The following is a 17,150-nucleotide window of genomic DNA, read 5'->3' on the forward strand; positions in this document are numbered from 1 at the left end:
TCCTAACGAGGAATAATAGAAAATCTTTAATCTATGGTACAATCATTAAATGAGTGATAGAGTTAAAAAATAAAGAATTTTATCAAATAAATAACTATTATGGGGTGAGTTTAAACGTGAGAAAAAGAGAAAAGAAATCCTCGCGTAAAATTTCAGATTCAAGCCAAAATACTCGCTTGTTGCAATTGCTTTCATTTGCATTGCCAATTTTAATTTTATTGGGGTATTTTGCTTATCGGAAAATGTTCCCGTTTGGAAATTCGTCAATTTTGACGGTTGATTTGGGACAGCAGTATGTTGATTTTTATTCGTTTTATCGGAATACATTACTGCATCACTTCAGTCAATTTTTCTATTCATTCCAAAATGCGATTGGGGGCAGCATGTGGGGAACGTGGGCATACTATCTGTTTAGTCCGTTTAACTTAGTATTGCTTTTTACGCCTGGAAAATGGATCACATTTGGAATTCTATTGATTACCGTTTTGAAAGTTGGATGCAGTGGATGGGCATTCAGCAAGCTGCTTCTTAAGGAAAAGTGGCAAAAAGGATTTCTAATTCCAGCATTTTCAATTGCATATGCCTTAAATGGTTTTGTGGTTGCAAATATTTTAAACATTATGTGGTTGGATGCATTGGTTTTCTTGCCAATAATGATCATTGGAATTGAAAATCTGATTGAACGGAAGAGTATGTGGGTCTATCCGGTATTTTTAGCAATTATTCTAATTACAAACTATTATATGGGTTATATGATCTGCATCTTTGCCGTTTTATACTTTGCATGGACATATGTCCGTAACAGTGAAAAGCTTCAAGAAAAATGGAAGACGATTGGCAGCTTTATTGGTCGGTCGCTTCTCGGTGCTGGAATGGCAGCCGTTGTCTTATTACCAACGTTCTTTAACATCATGCAGACAAAGGCACAATACAATACGAAGTCGTTCCAATGGAAATTTGATTACTCACCATGGAAGATCTTACCAAAGTTCTTGGTTGGTGGATTTAACTTTGACCAAATGCCAAAGGGAACGCCGAATATCTTTGTCGGGACTTTGGTTTTAATTGGATTTATCTGCTACTTCACATGCAAGGAAATCAAACTGAAAGAAAAAATCGCAACAATCGTTGTGAGTGCATTCTTTGTTGTTTCGCTTTGCTATCAACCCCTTGATTTGTTCTGGCATGCAATGCAATTCCCAGTATGGTACCCATACCGGTTTTCATACATTGTCTGCTTCTGGATGATTTTGATTGCGGCGCGCGGATTATTGAAGGTTACCCGGCTGTCCCGATTGCAGTTGATGCTCAGTGTTATTGTTCTAGGGGGAATCGTTGAATACAGCTTCTACAACATTAAGAAGTTTGGCTTCTTAAAAAGCACTAACATCGTGATCAGCAGTGTGATCATCGTTGGCTTCTTAGTATTGTTCTCAGTTCCAATGAAGAAATGGGTTAAGCTTGCATTGTTGACATTAACAACTGTTGAAATGGGGGCAAACGTTGCTTTGAGTTTGAATCCAATCGACTACGTCAAACAAAGTGATTTTGCCGGCTTTATTTCAAACTTAAATACTGCGCTTGATGGAATTCGGCCAGGAAAGAACGAATTTTATCGGATTGGTAAAACATTTGAACGTTCAAAGGATGATCCAATGCAATGCGATTTCTACGGAACCGATGAATTTAATTCAATGATGGATCCGAAGACTTCAAACTTTATGAATGAAATTGGGGATTCATCTGGCGATAACTACACGGGTTATAGTAACGGAACATTGTTCTCAGATTCATTCCTTGGAATTAAGTACATGTTGAATCAGACATCTGATACAAGCATCTTATCACCATATTCAACGCGGCTTGATTTAGGAAATGATAATCTGGTTAACGGAACGAATACGATCAACATTTACAAGAACCCGTATGTCTTGCCGATAGGGTTTGCTGCAAGTCCGGATATTTTGAATGTTAAGTTGCAATCTGCCCAACCAATTCAAAATCAAAATATGATCGCGGCTGGATTAGCAGGTAACAAGAAATTGAAACTCTTTAAGTCATATAAAAACTTAAGCGTTGTTTACAGCAACTTGAAAGACGAAGGAAATAATACGTATACCAAGGTTGAAGGTAATCAGGATGCAATGATTCAAATGCCGTTTACACCAAAGACCAATGATCCGTACTACTTAACGATTGGACCAGCATTTGCTAATAACGGTAACTTGAACTGTTCATTCACGATTGGTGATCAACAGTTGATTCAAACCGGCGATTTTAACTCACCAATGATTCTGAACATTACAGCTGGTGACCAAAAGAATCAAAAGCAAACCTTGACGATGACGTTGACCAATAATAGTTTACAACTTGATAGCTTTGGTTTATATCATCTTGATATGAGTAAGTACAAGTCATTGATGAATGATTTGAATGAACACCCGTTGAAGCTTGATCACTTTAGTAATACGAAGATCAGCGGGATAATCGATGTTCCAAAACATGAATTGATCATGACAACTATCCCAGCTCAAACTGGTTGGCACGTTAAAGTTGATGGCAAGACGGTCAAACCGAAGAAGGCGCTTGATGAATTCTTAGCGGTTCCTGTTAGTGCAGGAAAGCACCGAGTAACATTCACGTACCGGACACCATATTTATTCCTTGGGGCAATCGTATCCGTTGTAAGCATTGGGATTTTGATTGTTTTGAAGAGGAAAGAAAATTCAACGGTTCGGCAATCAGAATCTGAGACCACAAAATAGTAAGTGTAAAAATGGAAGGGGTAATTCAAGATGGCAGAATCAAGAAGTAAAAAACATGGGAAAGTAAGAAAAATCCTTGTAAGTATTTTAGTTGTTTTATTAGTATTATGCGGTTTAGCATTGATTTTTAATGAGCAAATCAAATCATTTGTTGTTAATCATATTTCAACGACTGCATTGAACAAGCCGATTAGTAGTTCAAAACCAAAGAAGGGGCAATTCGACTATGATGCTGTTCGCCCAGTTGACACGAAAGATGTTGCTAAGGCCGCAACATCAAATACAGCGGGCTCAATTGGAAAAATCGCAATTCCAGATGTCGGCATTCATTTGCCGGTGTTCTATGGCTTAGCTCAAAATAATTTGATGCGTGGTGCTGGAACGATGAAACAAAATGAAACGATGGGTGAAGAAGGAAACTATTGCCTTGCTGGTCACCACATGGAAGATAACAATATTTTGTTTGGACCATTAGCAAATATTGGTGTGGGCGCCAAGGTATATTTGACAGATGGAAAGAACGTTTATACTTACAAAGTTACATTGAAGAAGATCGTTAATGAAGATCAGGTTCAATGGTTAAATGATGTCCCAGGACAAAAATTATTAACATTGGTAACCTGCTCATCAGGAACCCCTGGAGTTAAGACCCGGATTATTGTTCGCGGTGAATTACAACAAGTTCAAAAGGCTGATAAGAATACGTTGAAAGTATTTGATAAATAAAAATAAACGAAAAGCTATGGTTTCAGCCATAGCTTTTTGTTTGCATCTTTTTAACGTCCAAGTTAGATTTGTGATGTTGATAATTAGAAAAGATCTTAAAGTTTAAAAAAAATATAAATAAGTATTATTAAAAATTAAACTTACGATATTAGAGGATGATTTTTGATAAAATGATAAGTACAGGTTATTAAATTCTTGATATTGATTAATTATATTAATACACGTTGTAAGGAGGATTAATTTGAAAAAACAAAATTATTTTTTATGTTCGTTAACTTTAGTTGGAATGCTTGTGGTGGGCAATTTTACATCGGCCGTAAATGCGACCACAGCTCAAAATATTCAAACAGTCAATAGTTCGTTACAAAAATCTTTAAGTCAAAGTTCAGTAAATGATAATTCATCAAATTCAAGTAATACAAATACAAATCTCACACCGCAGGAACAATTGAAAGTTGCTCAGCAAAAACTTGCGGATGCTCAGCAAAACTTGCAATCAGCCCAAACAAATTATGATAATGCAACTCAAAAAGCACGTAATTTGAGTCAACAATGGCAAGACTTGGATAATCAATTGGCCCAATTGCAAGATCAATATTATCAATTATCTGATAAAGATACCGAAGATGCTAAAAACATGTATCAACAAATTGTTAATTTACAGATGCAGATTTCGAATACTTATAAACAATATGTAGCTGCAGTTAACGATCAACAAACGGCTAAAGCGGCTCTTGATAGTGCAAAAAATGCAGTTACAAGCGCTCAACAAGCAGTTAATGAAGCCCAAGCAGCGTTGGAAAGTTCATCAAGTAAAACAAATAGTCAATTGAGTTCATCAGCAAGTAGTAAGAAGAACTCAAGTATTGAAAGTTTATCAAGTAAAACAAGTAGTCAATTGAGTTCATCAGTAAGTAGTAAGAAGAACTCAAGTATTGAAAGTTCATCAAGTAAAACAAGTAGTCAATTGAGTACATCAACAAGTAGTAAGAAAAACTCAAGTATTGAAAGTTCATCAAGTAAAACAAGCAGTCAATTGAGTTCATCGTCAAGCAGTAAGAAGAACTCAAGTATTGAAAGTTCATCAAGTAAAACAAGCAGCCAATTGAGTACATCAACAAGTAGTAAGAAGAACTCAAGTGTTGAAAGTTCATCAAGTAAAACAAGTAGTCAATTGAGTTCATCAGCAAGTAGTAAGAAGAACTCAAATGTTGAAAGTTCATCAAGTAAAACAAGCAGCCAATTGAGTACATCAACAAGTAGTAAGAAGAACTCAAGTATTGAAAGTTCATCAAGTAAAACAAGCAGTCACTTAAGTTCATCAACAAGTAGTAAGAAGAACTCAAATGTTGAAAGTTCATCAAGTAAAACAAGCAGTCACTTAAGTTCATCAGCAAGTAGTAAGAAAAACTCAAATGTTGAAAGTTCATCAAGTAAAACAAGCAGTCAATTAAGTTCATCATCAAGCAGTAAGAAGGACTCAAGTGTTGAAAGTAACTCAAGCATTGAGTCAAATAATTCAAAAAAGACGATTGCCCCAGATAAAAATATTATTGATCCAGGAAACAAAAATGTAGAATCTTCAATGAACTTGGCTAAAAGTGAAGATCCGACAGCTAAGAATTCAAACAAATCAGCATTTCGAGGACAAATAGATGCAAAGCAATCAGATGTTTCAAAAGAGAATGCTGATAACTGTAAGTTGCCGGCAACCGGTGAACAACGTGGAATTTTAACAGCAGTTGGAGCCATAATCTTAGCTGGCTTGGGAGCAATGATTCCTTTTAGAAAAAAGAGTGATAAATAATATACGATAAAAGGTCGGGATTTCCCGGCTTTTTATCTTTTTGAAAGAAGAGTAGAATAAGAGGATATGTTATAAGATTCAAGGAAGTGGAAAAATGGCAGTTACGATTACTGATCAAAACTTTGCTGACGAAACAGCGAGTGGATTAGTTTTGCTTGATTTTTGGGGCGATTGGTGTCAACCATGTAAGATGTTTGATCCGGTTCTTAGACAACTTGAAGGCCAATTTGGCAATCAAATCAAGTTTGCAAAGGTTGATGTTGGGCAATACCGAGAACTTGCAGAACAATTTGGAATTCAAAATATTCCGACTCAAATCTTATTTGTTGACGGCCAGGCCAAAGAGAAAATTACGGGATACCGTCCATTCAAACCATTTGAAGATTATCTTCGTCAAAAAATTGATCAATATCTAAACTAAAAGGAAGAATTTAAAATGAGTGATAAGGTAAAAAACTATTTGAGTGTTGCTTGCTTTGCCTTTTTCGGCGGAATCAGCAGATATTATTTAGGAAAAGTTTGGCAAAGCAGCGGAACGATCGTGGCAAATTTGGCAGGGTGTTTTTTGCTAGCCTTTTTGACGTATTATGTGATTAAGCGCGACTTGCTTGCTGGATGGTTGAATGTTGGCTTAGGGACCGGCTTTATTGGGACATTTACAACTTTTTCTTCATTTACAGTTGATTTCATGAAACTGGTAAACGCCCATCATTTGATTCATGCGATGGTTTATTTAAGTATTAGTATTCTAGGCGGCTTTTTATGTGTAACTCTAGGCTATGTTTTAGCAAGTCGGCTTGTTAAGAAGGAAAAGGGTGAATTTTAATGATTTGGATGTTAGGTTTAGCCGCGAGCATCGGGGCATGTGTTCGGTATTTTTTAACTAATTTGATCAAAAAATACGTTAAGGGCTTATTTCCATTAGCAACGTTCTTTTTAAATATTTCGGGAGCCCTTGTTTTAGGATTCGTTGTTGGAATCAAGCTCAAGACATTATCATATGCAATTCTTGGAACCGGTTTTTTAGGCGGTTACACAACCTTTTCAACGTTTAATACGGAATTGTTTGCATTGTTGGATGACCGTAACTATAAGATGGCATTGTTATACGGAATATTAAGTTATGTGGTTGGAATCAGCTTTGCATTTTTAGGGCTTATGCTTGGTCAGCATTTGATTGGTTAATATGGTAAGATAGTTAGTGATGTTTAGAATTGAAGGATTAATGAATTGGATGGTAAAAAATGAAAACTGCGATTCTGACAGACAGCGCGGCGATTATTGCTCCTCAAATCAAGCATAAATTAGCAATTAAAACGTTGTCGTTACCGTTATTGTTAAACGGCAAGCGATATTATGAAAAGTATGACTATGATCGACAACAGGTTAAGGCAACGCTTCATGAAAAAAATTCGTTTTTAATGTGCGGTCAAGTGTCAGTGACAGCGATTGATGAATTTTTGAATGAACTGATTGATAAGGGGTATACAGATGTTATCTGGGTTCACCTAGATAATGATATTAGCGGATTAGGAAATAACCTGCGGTCATACCAACAACGCCATGATCAAATCAATATTCATCTGGTTGATTCATATTCAATGGGAGTTGCAGAAGGTAATTTAGCGGTATTAGCAGCAAAACTGGTTGCTCAAGGAAAAGACTGGAATGCAATTGAACCGATTTTGAAAGAGGTTCGAAATAGTTATCGGACTGTGATGATTTTAAAGAATCTGCGGCATATTTCAACAACCGGATACGTTCGGAATGGCGTTTTTCCAATTCAGAAAACGATTTTTCGACCGCAGACGTTAATGTCCTTTAATGCTCAGGGACAACTTGAAGTTCAAAATGCTTATATGCAGCATAGCAAACTTTCACGGAAGATTCGGCGAATGATCATGCCGGCATACCAAGAAATGGCTGGCCAACTTCAAATCACAATTACTGCCATTCGAACCCGACATAATGATCAAGTGATTTCCCGTTTGATTAAAGCGATTAACCGGACGTTTCCGGCTGCTCAAATTAAATTATCTGAAATGAATCTTTCGATGATTGCTCATATTGGAACAGATGGAATCGTCATCAGTTGGGGATAAACTTTTAAATCAGGAATGGTGAATTTGTCATCACTTCTGATTTTTTTTATACTAAAATATGAGTGGTTCGCGAAAATCCCACTTAAAAAAACTAGAAAGAGGTTTGATACCTGTGAATAATCAAAAAAAACGTTCTTTAGTCAATTTAACGAAAGTCGGAATCGTTGCGGCTTTATACGCTGCATTGACTTTGGTTTTGTCGCCAATCAGTTACGGTGCAATGCAAATTCGGCTATCTGAAATTTTTAATAACCTTGCCGTTTTCAATAAGCGTTATATTTGGGCATTAACGATTGGATGTGCAATTGCCAACCTTAATTCCCCGTTAGGAATTGTTGATATTATCTTTGGCTCGCTGGGAACCTTTGTAATGACAAGTTTGAGTTACTTTTTAAGCCGGCGAGTCAAATCAACAGCAAGGAAACTGGCGATTGCGGTGGTTGTATGTACGTTGATGACGTGGACGGTTGCGCTTGAACTTCATTTTGTAAATCACCTTCCATTTTGGCCAACCTACTTGGCCGTAGCAATCGGTGAATTCATTTCAATGATAATTGGTGCAGTAATTTTTGGAATTTTAAGTAAACGAATTGATTTAACAAAGTAATGGAGGATTAAAATGACATTTGAAGAAGTCTTACCAGAATTAAAAAAAGGTAAAAAGGCCGTTCGAACAGGATGGGGCGGTTCGGAAGAATACATTTTCGTAGTTAGCAATGATACTTTAAACGGTGAATCAATTAATCCATATTTGATGATTCGGACAAAGGAAAAGCCGGCATTATCGCAATTTATGCCGACTTCATGTGATGTTTTAGCTGAAGATTGGAAGTTGGTCGACTAATGAATTTATATCCGGAATTTGAAGGGAAAATTGTTGTTATTACGGGTGTTTCATCTGGAATCGGCTTTGAACAGGCTAAAGCTTTTTTGGATGCCGGAGCGAAAGTTTTCGGTGCCGATATTCAAAATGGCGGTCAGGTATATGAATTAAATGATCACGGGAACTTTAACTTTACGAAATGTGATGTGAGTGATCCGCAAGAAATTGAAGCCTGGCTGAATCCAATTATTGAAAACAACCAAATTGACATTTTGATCAATACGGCCGGAATTCTTGACGATTATGCACCGACCTTGGAAACGACGGAAGATCAGTGGAACAAAGTTTTTGATACGAATTTGAAAAGTATTTTCAGAATTACAAACTTGATTTTGCCGCAAATGCTTGAAAATGGTCATGGAACAATCGTCAACATGGCATCAATTGCCGGAATGGTTGCAGGTGGCGGCGGGGCAGCATATACGGCTGCGAAGTTTGGAATTATCGGTTATACAAAGCAATTAGATTATGATTATGCTGCTAAAGGCATTCGAGCAAATTGTATCGCTCCCGGAGCAATCGAAACTCCAATGAATGCAAAGGACTTTGAAGAAGATGACGGTAAGATGGCCAAATGGGTTGCTGACCAAACACCTGCAAAACGGTGGGCTCAGCCAGAAGAAGTGGCTGCATTGACGATGTTCTTAGCAAGTCCGCGAGCTGACTATATTCATGGAACAGCAGTCCCAATCGATGGCGGCTGGTTAGAAAAATAAAGTGGTTGGCCTGGAATTCCCAGGGGCAACCACTTTATTTTTTATACGAGGCAATTTCAATTAAGTTATTATCTGGATCAGTAATGTAAATTGAAGTCATTTCACCTTCAGATCCCACCTTTTTTTCAGGACCTTCGATGATATTTACAAAATAACTTTTAAGATGATTCTCAACATCGCTAATATTGTCACCAACAACGATACATAAATCTGCGGAACCGACCGTTGGATGATCAGCTTTTAAATTGGTTGGTCGGTTTGCCTTTTGCAACCGAATCAACTGATGACCGCACCGTAATGTAGTGACATTTTCATTAGTCTGGTCCTCAATGACGGGCATGTCGAAAACTTCGTGATAAAACCGCGTTGCTTGCGGAATATTACTGACAGTCAAAACAATATGATCAAGACGTCGAACACGCATATGAATGCTCCTTCCTAAAACAATATTTGAACACATAGTATTATACACAATGTAGGTTCATTCGTTAAAAAGTTGACTAATAATTATGAAAGCGTTTATTTTAAAGCGCTTTTGTTTTATAATCATAAACGTGAATATATAAATAAGGAGAAAACACATGACAAAAAGATATGGTGCAATTGAAGCCGGCGGAACAAAGTTTGTTTGTGCTGTCAGCGATGAAAATTTAAACGTTTTAAAACGAATTAAGATTCCAACAACGATTCCTGCTGAAACGATGAATGAAGTTTTCAAGTTCTTTGAAGAAAACCCATGCGATGCGATTGGAATTGGTTCATTTGGCCCAATTGATGTTAATCGCAATTCAGATACATATGGTTATATTACAACAACACCGAAGGAAGGCTGGGCAAACTACGATTTTCTTGGCGAAATGAAGAAACGTTTCGATGTTCCATATGCATGGACAACGGACGTTAACGTTGCTGCATATGGTGAATTGAAACGCGGGGCTGCTAAGGGCTTAGATAGTTGCGTCTACTTAACTGTCGGAACCGGCGTTGGTGGCGGCGGTGTCGTTAATGGCAAATTGCTTGAAGGTTTCGGTCACCCTGAAATGGGGCACATGATTATGCGGCGTCACCCGGATGACAAATACGAAGGCCATTGCCCATATCACAAGGACTGCCTTGAAGGATTAACAGCTGGTCCAGCAGTTGAAGCTCGGCACCATGGGGTGAAGGCATATGAAATTCCAAAGGATGATCATGACTGGGAAATTGAAGCATATTATCTTGCTCAAGCCTGCATGGACTTAACGGTAGTTCTTTCACCCGAAATGATTATCTTTGGTGGCGGAGTTTCAAAGCAAGAACAACTTTTCCCAATGATGCGTGAATCATTCAAGAAACAAATGAACGGCTATTTGAAGACGCCTGATTTAAATAAGTACATCGTTCACTGTGCATTAGGTGACGATGCCGGAATCACTGGATGCTTACTTTTAGCACAAGAAGAAGCTGAAAAGGCAAATAAATAGTTTTAAGCCAAGTGTGACAAAATGGTAAAAACGAGCGTGATAGAAGCAGAAACACGAACGAATCGCGGACGAAGCAAAGATTCGAAAGTTTTCGAACTTCCATTATGCTCGTTTGTTTTGGAATCCGATCATGATGATATAGCAAAGAGGTTATGACCATAGGTCACAACCTCTTTTTCCTTATCTAAAAGTGTTTTCCTTTTGGTTTATTCCACCAACTAGAAACTTTCTTTTTAGCAGATTTTGTTTGTTTCCGCGGCGGAATTGGTTTTTCTAATGAAGATTTTGGTTCGTGGCTTGAATCTGTCAGAATTGACTGATCAACCAGTTGGTCGTCATTTTGAATTTCATAATCAGTTGCTGTTTCGAGAAGAATGGCTTCATCTTCGGCAGGTGAGGTATTTTCCTCAGCGGTCCCAAAGATTACTCCTAACAATCCAGTCTTCTTCAAAATTGCAAGGTATGCAAGCCCGAAACCACCGGCAAGCACTGCACAGTAAATGAATGCGGTGACCTTTGATTCTGGAACGAAGAAAATCTTGATTAACTTGTTGATGACAAATGTGATTGCCAATAAGACAACGTTGATTTTAAGAATTTTACCAGCGTAGCGTAACTGGCCTTTTTGAATATAATTGCGCCGCAACATTAAGTAAACATCTAAGGTAACCAGGCCAAAGGCAATTGAAGTTGCCAATGTCGGACCGAAGGCGCCGAAGAAGTAAATTGCAGGTGTCTGCAAGGCCAACTTTAAAATTACCCCGACACCGAATTTCTTAATCGCATAGCGTTGATAGCCCATTGATTGAACTGCAGTGAAGAAGTTCATGAAAAGGGCCAGAATAATACTGTTGATCAATGCAAACGACATTAATTGAGCACCAATTTTTTGAAAATCAAAGAAGATGCCATTGACTTCCCAGGCTAAAATCGAAAGCAAAATTGATGCTGGAATCAAACATGCTAAGTTTAATTCAATGTTTTGCGAAAGAACGGTCCCGGTTTCTTTGCGACTTTGCTTTTGCGCTAAAAGTGGCAAAGATGTTTCGGAAATAGCCGTTGTTAATGAAATCACGACCGCGGTGATTTTATTTGGGTTGGCCGAAAAATAAGTAAAGAGATCCCGCGCCGTTTTTAGCGGCATATCCATCATTCCGACGGCAATTGTTTTGAAAGTCATCTGATCGACAAATTGGAAAATCGTGATTGCCGATCCAATAACAACGAACGGAATGGCATCGTGAATAATCGCCTTGAAAATTGAAGGAATGTGATTATTGTCTGCTGGCAGACTTTGCTCGTACATTTCCTTGTATTCATTGCGTTTTTTAAATCCGTGATACGTTAAGTACAGTAAACTGAAGACTGCTCCGACAAAGGCAGCAAATGTACTATAGTTAACAGCCTTTAGAAAACTTCCATGGAAAACTTCCATGATCGCAAACGTCGTTGCAATGATAAAGATGACCCGCATAAGTTGTTCCCACAATTGAGAAATTCCATACGGTTGCATGTCCTGATTTCCTTGGAAGAATCCCCGAATCAAACTCATTGGCGGTAAAATCACCAACGCGGGAACGCAGCACCGAATCGTAACCGTTGTCGCTTGAATAGAAACAACCGGGCTGGTTGCCGCAATCCAAGGAGCGGCGACCCAGAAAATGATTCCAGAAATCAAACCCATCCCAATCATTACGATCATTCCATACTTGAAGACCCGTAAACTGTTGCGAAACTTATTTTCGCTATTGTATTCTGCAATTTGTCGGGCAATCGAAGATGGAAATCCTGATTGACTTAAAACCAGAAAAAGGGCGTATGGAGTATACGCTGAATTAAAGATTGCTTGAGCAGCATTTCGCTGTTCGAGGCTTCCCATCATCATTAACCAGGGAATTAAATAGATGATTCCGAGGACCCGTGAAAGGATACTCCCCATCATCATCCAAAAACTTCCAGATAATAATTTTTTCTTCATATTATAATTCTCTCCAATACTAATTAAACATAACAAGTTTACCACTTTTGAATTGAATTTTAAAAGGTGATTATAAGATGAGAAGGTGTGATAAAATATCAAAAACGAGCATGATAGAAGTAGAGAAGTGAACGAATCGCGTCAGCAAAGATTCACAGATTTTCGAACTTCACTAGCTTCGTGTTATAACTTATTTGTTTTGGAATCCGATTACGCTGATATAGCAAAGAGACTGCGACTTATGTCACAGCCTCTTAAAACTAATTTAGCATCCTAATCATTAAAAGTTCCGTTTTCAACGTCACTTAAGAAACGTTTTAAGTGAGCAAAGTAAACGGGAGCGTTATCGATCATGTGGTGGTGACCACCGTAAGGAGTGGTTTCTAACCGGGCGTGTGGGATATCACGAGCCATCCGTTTAGCGGACTTCAATGGCATTGTTTCGTGTTCACCGAATGTCAATAAGGTTGGCATTGTGATGTCCTTCATCCGGTCGCGAATATCCCATTCCTTTAATTTCCCAGTAACAACGAATTCATTGTTTCCTTGGAATGCGTTGTATACCGGAGTAGCCATTGTTGGAATCAAGTGGCGGATTGCCATTGGTTGCTTGCGGTCAACGTATTCCCGGTTCAAAACGTCCACGTAGCCTTGGTAGCGAGCGTTATCAAGGTCATTTTTGGCTTCGCATTCCTTCATGTAAGCAACGGCTTCAGGAGTTAATGTCTTTTCCCGAAGAGCGTTGATGTGTTCGAGGTATTCGTCAATGTTATCGACCATTGATGAAATGATCAAGCCCTTTAAGTGTTGGCCATATTTAAGGGCGTACATCATTGCTAAAGCACCGCCCCATGATTGGCCAATTAAGTAGAAGTTATCATAGTTGAGCTTTTGCCGGAGTTCTTCTAATTCTTCAAGGTAGTAATTATATGTAAGGTATTTTTCGGCGATCTTTGGATCTGAATAATCTGGTTGGTCAGAATAAAATGAACCAAGTTGATCATACATTGTAACTTCAACGCCGAGATCAGCAAGTTCTTCTCCAAAATTTTCCCAATATTCGTGGTTACCGCCAGGGCCGCCGTGGAGGCAAAGCAATTTGATGTCGCCTTGGCCTTCGGTGTGAGTCCAAATGTGATAGCCGTTATCAAGTGTAATAATGTGAGTTCCTTGACGCATGTTTTTCACCTAATTTCCTCTAAATTAGTTTAATTGTAGCACTAATTTTAGAAAATGCTCAAACTTATAGTATATTAGAAGAGGAATGATCAATGAGAGGGTGATATTTGTGTTTGATAAAAAACAATTTGCACATGTCTTTGATGTGAAAGACTTTAACCGATTAGAAATTAATCTGACCGGAGCTGATTTGGTTATCCGGCAAGCAGAGAATGCGGGTATCATTTACTATGGTGAACAAAAAGACGATGATCGATTTGAAATAAAGCAGGAAGGACATACGTTACGGATAACTGAAAAGAGCAACTTGCATATTTTGAAAAAGACATTGGCTTTCAAACTTTCAGTTGGTAAAGGTCGGTTAGAAGTTACAATCCCACAGACTGATTTTTTTAAGTTAAGTGCCGAAGTTTCAAAAGGTGACGTAGCAATTGATAACGTTAAAACGTCAACGATTAGTCTGATTGTTGGAAGTGGAGATTTAACAGTTGCCGATTCAACAATCGATAATTTGCATGTAAAAGCTCAAAGCGGAAACTTAGTAATGAAGAAAACGTTGCTCGGAAATACTAAAATTGAAAACCGGACTGGTGATATTTTGCTGGATGAATTCCAAAGTAGTGATTCGATGACGGCAACGTTTGCTGAAGGCCGGTTAAAGATGCGGGATGTTACCTTTAATGATGCTAAAATCACACTTGGTCAAGGGGATGTGCGGGTTCGTGGCTTTAAGGTCACCGGTGACTTTAACTTATCAACCAATATTGGTGATTTGTCACTGCGGCAAATTCAAACTCCAACGATTACGATTGCGGCAATCCATGGAAATGATCTTAAGAATCCAGCGAGTGTTGAAGGATTACCACAACATGAGTGCGGGCATGCTGGAGCCTCATTCTTAACAAGTGCAGGCCACTTAGATGTGAATAAAGAAATTGAAATTACGGAAGATTAAAACGCCCTGCGGTAATTTACCGCAAGGCGTTTTATTAATTTAATTCTTCATAATCAACACTTAATTCACAATTTTCAAGTTGGAGCGAGTAGGTAATGTCTTCATTACCGCGGACGGTCATTTCCATATCAGTTGAGTAAATGACTAATCCAAGTTGATGACCTTTCAGCAGGTGATAGAACATTGGTTGAATGTCCAGCTCAAATTGATAGAACATCTTCGGAACAAGTTCATCTGTTTTCCATGGATGTTTACGGTTTTGGAGGTTGATGTGTCCTTTCGTGATCATTTTCCACGGAGTCGGTTTTCCAAGCTTAAACTCTTTCAAATCATCAAAACGCCATTGATAACCGGCATCTAAAGCTTTTAAGTCAAGGGTTGCAGGGACTTCGCCGAGTCTTTTGGCGTTTCCGAAATCAACTAGCATGAAGCTTAACATGCCTTTATTAACGCTTGATGCAACGTCTAGTGTAACGTGCGGACAGCCTTGAAGGTAGATGTCGTGTTGCAGCTTTTCAGTCTTGAAAATCAACCGGTTATTATTGAGCACGTTTTTTTTATCACTTAAAAGATCGATTCGCCACTGGTTCCAGTTCTTTTTGTATTTTTCAAAGGTAGCTTGTTCAAGCTGATCGTTAAATGATTCAACTGCTGGTGCAGCTGCATGGTCAACGAGCTGTTCATTTTTAAATCCAAATTGATGTTTTTGGGGCTTTGCAGTATGCCAACCATTAAATGAATGCCAGGTACTTTCGCAACTGTTATCCTGAACGCATACATCTGGTAGAAGTTCATTGGCATGATTTTCAACCCCGTACAATTTATTGGTAAGCCAAAGGTTCATCATATCAGTAAAGTCAATTGATTGAAAATTGTTGATGTAAATGTGTTGTCCTTGGTGAAGGAAAAGTTTTTTGACGATTGGTAGTTTGTCGAGTTCACGATACAGGTTATATACGTTTCGCGGCTTAACGTTCCAATCATTTAATCCGTGAACCATTACGACGTCGCACTTAATGTTTTCAACGTCTTTAAGGTAGTTACGGGCGTCCCAAAATGAATTGTAGTCACCGGTTGCGCGGTCTTGGCCGGCAGTGATTTCAGCAAGATCACGGTTGAACTGGTCTTTGCATTTCAGGTAATCACCGGCTTGCTTTTGCCGACTGAAGCATTCTTCAGCAAGAATATCAGCATCTTCGCCTGGAAAGCCGCCAGGGGCAATCACTAATCCACCATCGCGGTAGTAGTCGTACCAGCTTGAAATCGCAGCTTCTGAAATGATGGTCTTCAAACCGTCGACGCCGGTTGTAGCCGCCGCTGTTGCCAAGGTTCCAAGGTATGATTTTCCGGTCATGGCGATGGAACCGTTACACCACCAGGTCTTGATTTCGATGTTGTCAGTTTTATTGGTAAATGCACGCCGGTTGCCTGCTAGCCATTCAATGATTGCGATGGTTGATTCCGTTTCTTCCTTTGAACCGCAAGTCCGTTCACCGTCAGAATCCATTGTCCCGATTCCAGCTGCATAAACGGCAGCGTACCCACGTGCAAGAAAGTAATCGTTTAAGGTAACGGCTTTAGCGTGCCCGAACGTTTCCTCAGCTGTTTGCGTTTCACCTCGAACTTGGCGAGCAGGCGGAAGATCAACAGCGGGTTCATGAAATTCAATGTCTTCGTATGAGTTATTGTTTGGTTGCTTATGTTTAAGCGGCACGTCAACGTTGTGCATTAATTGATCAGCTGTATGATCATTTGTCCCTTGATTATATGGACTGGCAGTATAAAGAGCCGGAACTTTTAAACCATCGTTGGTTTCGGCAGGCCGAATGATTTCGGCTTTAAGCAGGTCGCGTTTGCCGTCGTGATCAGTATCCAGAGATGATTCAACATAAACAACTTCCCGAATTAATTTGGAAGTATCAAATACGGGTTGTGTCTTTCCGTTGAAAATCAATGGCTTTTGCTCAATCGGCAAATTCCAGAACGGTTTAAAGTAGCCGTTGGCAGCTAACAAGTCAAGGTAGGTTCGGCCACCTTTTCCATGGGTACAAAGTAAGTCATACCATGCGTCGATCAAGTCGGCGGCATTGTTTAATTGATTGTGGTGGAAAAGGTGAAGTTCGTCCATTTTTTCAAATAGATGATTAATTTCAAAATCATCATTAACTTCAAAGCCCAATAACTGCATCGCAACGGTATAGAAGACTTCGAGCGTTAATTGATGATTATCAAGATAATCCTTTAAGTCTTGGTTAGAGGTTGCAAGTAACGCATGGAGCTTTTGCTCAAATGAACTTGTACTTTGAGCCTCAATAAATGCACACTGCAGAAAATGAAGATAAAGGGCATTTAATGATAATGAATACAGATTATCATCTAAAAAATTAATTTTTTGAAGTTCGTTAATTTTTTGTTGGTGGTTAACCTTAAGGTGTGCGAACTGATTAATTTTCATTGAAAATTCCTCCCATCAAAGTTTAATTTAAGTATATCAAGATTCGAGATTACATGACAAAAAAAGAAGAGCATGGTAAAATAGTAATTGAAATATTTGTTCGGAGTGGAGTTTGTCAACC

The 17,150-nt window shown here is 38.7% G+C and carries 16 protein-coding genes and 1 riboswitch; of the genes, 12 read left to right on the forward strand and 4 right to left on the reverse strand.

Translation table 11 applies throughout. From position 1 onward, the window contains the following. Positions 1–116: 116 nt before the first annotated feature. The 10 genes from FC64_RS06790 to FC64_RS06835 all read left to right on the forward strand — a co-directional run bounded on the left by FC64_RS06790 (position 117) and on the right by FC64_RS06835 (position 8,999). A complete protein-coding gene (locus tag FC64_RS06790; RefSeq protein WP_057907163.1) occupies positions 117–2,765 on the forward strand; it encodes a YfhO family protein in 2,649 nt (882 codons plus the stop codon). A gap of 30 nt (positions 2,766–2,795) precedes the next feature. Beyond that, positions 2,796–3,491, forward strand: coding sequence for a class A sortase (locus FC64_RS06795; RefSeq protein ID WP_057907164.1), 696 nt, complete (start codon positions 2,796–2,798; stop codon positions 3,489–3,491). 241 nt (positions 3,492–3,732) lie between these two features. Further along, positions 3,733–5,298, forward strand: a complete 1,566-nt coding sequence (locus tag FC64_RS06800; RefSeq protein WP_057907165.1) for an LPXTG cell wall anchor domain-containing protein — start codon at positions 3,733–3,735, stop codon at positions 5,296–5,298. A 94-nt stretch (positions 5,299–5,392) separates the two neighbouring features. Continuing rightward, complete coding sequence (locus tag FC64_RS06805; RefSeq protein WP_057907166.1) at positions 5,393–5,719, forward strand: thioredoxin family protein; 327 nt, start codon at positions 5,393–5,395, stop codon at positions 5,717–5,719. Positions 5,720–5,734: 15 nt separating this feature from the next. Continuing rightward, positions 5,735–6,124 (forward strand): fluoride efflux transporter FluC, encoded by a 390-nt coding sequence (locus FC64_RS06810; protein ID WP_057907167.1) that lies wholly within the window; start codon positions 5,735–5,737, stop codon positions 6,122–6,124. After that, positions 6,124–6,483 (forward strand): fluoride efflux transporter FluC, encoded by a 360-nt coding sequence (locus FC64_RS06815; RefSeq protein ID WP_057907168.1) that lies wholly within the window; start codon positions 6,124–6,126, stop codon positions 6,481–6,483. The genes FC64_RS06810 and FC64_RS06815 overlap by 1 nt, the downstream gene beginning before the upstream one ends. Before the next feature lie 59 nt (positions 6,484–6,542). Further along, on the forward strand, positions 6,543–7,400 hold the full coding sequence (locus FC64_RS06820; protein ID WP_057907169.1) for a DegV family protein: 858 nt from the start codon (positions 6,543–6,545) through the stop codon (positions 7,398–7,400). Between the two features lie 56 nt (positions 7,401–7,456). Next, positions 7,457–7,501: riboswitch (PreQ1 riboswitch) on the forward strand. 11 nt (positions 7,502–7,512) lie between these two features. Then, positions 7,513–8,007, forward strand: a complete 495-nt coding sequence (locus FC64_RS06825; RefSeq protein WP_057907170.1) for a QueT transporter family protein — start codon at positions 7,513–7,515, stop codon at positions 8,005–8,007. Positions 8,008–8,019: 12 nt separating this feature from the next. Beyond that, the gene (locus FC64_RS06830; RefSeq protein ID WP_057907171.1) at positions 8,020–8,244 is read left to right on the forward strand and encodes a DUF2829 domain-containing protein; all 225 of its coding nucleotides are present in this window, start codon (positions 8,020–8,022) and stop codon (positions 8,242–8,244) included. After that, positions 8,244–8,999: a 3-oxoacyl-ACP reductase gene (locus FC64_RS06835; protein ID WP_057907172.1), complete on the forward strand. Its 756-nt coding sequence runs from the start codon at positions 8,244–8,246 to the stop codon at positions 8,997–8,999. The genes FC64_RS06830 and FC64_RS06835 overlap by 1 nt, the downstream gene beginning before the upstream one ends. A gap of 34 nt (positions 9,000–9,033) precedes the next feature. Here FC64_RS06835 and FC64_RS06840 read toward each other — a convergent pair whose 3' ends face one another. After that, positions 9,034–9,423 (reverse strand): VOC family protein, encoded by a 390-nt coding sequence (locus tag FC64_RS06840; protein ID WP_057907173.1) that lies wholly within the window; start codon positions 9,421–9,423, stop codon positions 9,034–9,036. A 157-nt stretch (positions 9,424–9,580) separates the two neighbouring features. Between FC64_RS06840 and FC64_RS06845 the strand changes: the two genes are divergently transcribed. After that, complete coding sequence (locus FC64_RS06845; protein WP_057907174.1) at positions 9,581–10,462, forward strand: ROK family protein; 882 nt, start codon at positions 9,581–9,583, stop codon at positions 10,460–10,462. Between the two features lie 184 nt (positions 10,463–10,646). Here FC64_RS06845 and FC64_RS06850 read toward each other — a convergent pair whose 3' ends face one another. After that, complete coding sequence (locus tag FC64_RS06850; RefSeq protein ID WP_081035665.1) at positions 10,647–12,440, reverse strand: putative polysaccharide biosynthesis protein; 1,794 nt, start codon at positions 12,438–12,440, stop codon at positions 10,647–10,649. Between the two features lie 273 nt (positions 12,441–12,713). Then, the gene (locus FC64_RS06855) at positions 12,714–13,619 is read right to left on the reverse strand and encodes a proline-specific peptidase family protein (protein WP_057907245.1); all 906 of its coding nucleotides are present in this window, start codon (positions 13,617–13,619) and stop codon (positions 12,714–12,716) included. Positions 13,620–13,728: 109 nt separating this feature from the next. Here FC64_RS06855 and FC64_RS06860 point away from each other — a divergent pair, with 109 nt between their 5' ends. Further along, positions 13,729–14,574, forward strand: coding sequence for a DUF4097 family beta strand repeat-containing protein (locus FC64_RS06860; RefSeq protein WP_057907175.1), 846 nt, complete (start codon positions 13,729–13,731; stop codon positions 14,572–14,574). 34 nt (positions 14,575–14,608) lie between these two features. Here the strand turns inward: FC64_RS06860 and FC64_RS06865 are convergent, their stop codons facing one another. Further along, a complete protein-coding gene (locus FC64_RS06865; RefSeq protein WP_057907176.1) occupies positions 14,609–17,029 on the reverse strand; it encodes a Xaa-Pro dipeptidyl-peptidase in 2,421 nt (806 codons plus the stop codon). Positions 17,030–17,150 lie beyond the last annotated feature (121 nt).

It is taken from the genome of Ligilactobacillus araffinosus DSM 20653, assembly GCF_001435375.1.
Lineage (GTDB): Bacteria > Bacillota > Bacilli > Lactobacillales > Lactobacillaceae > Ligilactobacillus > Ligilactobacillus araffinosus.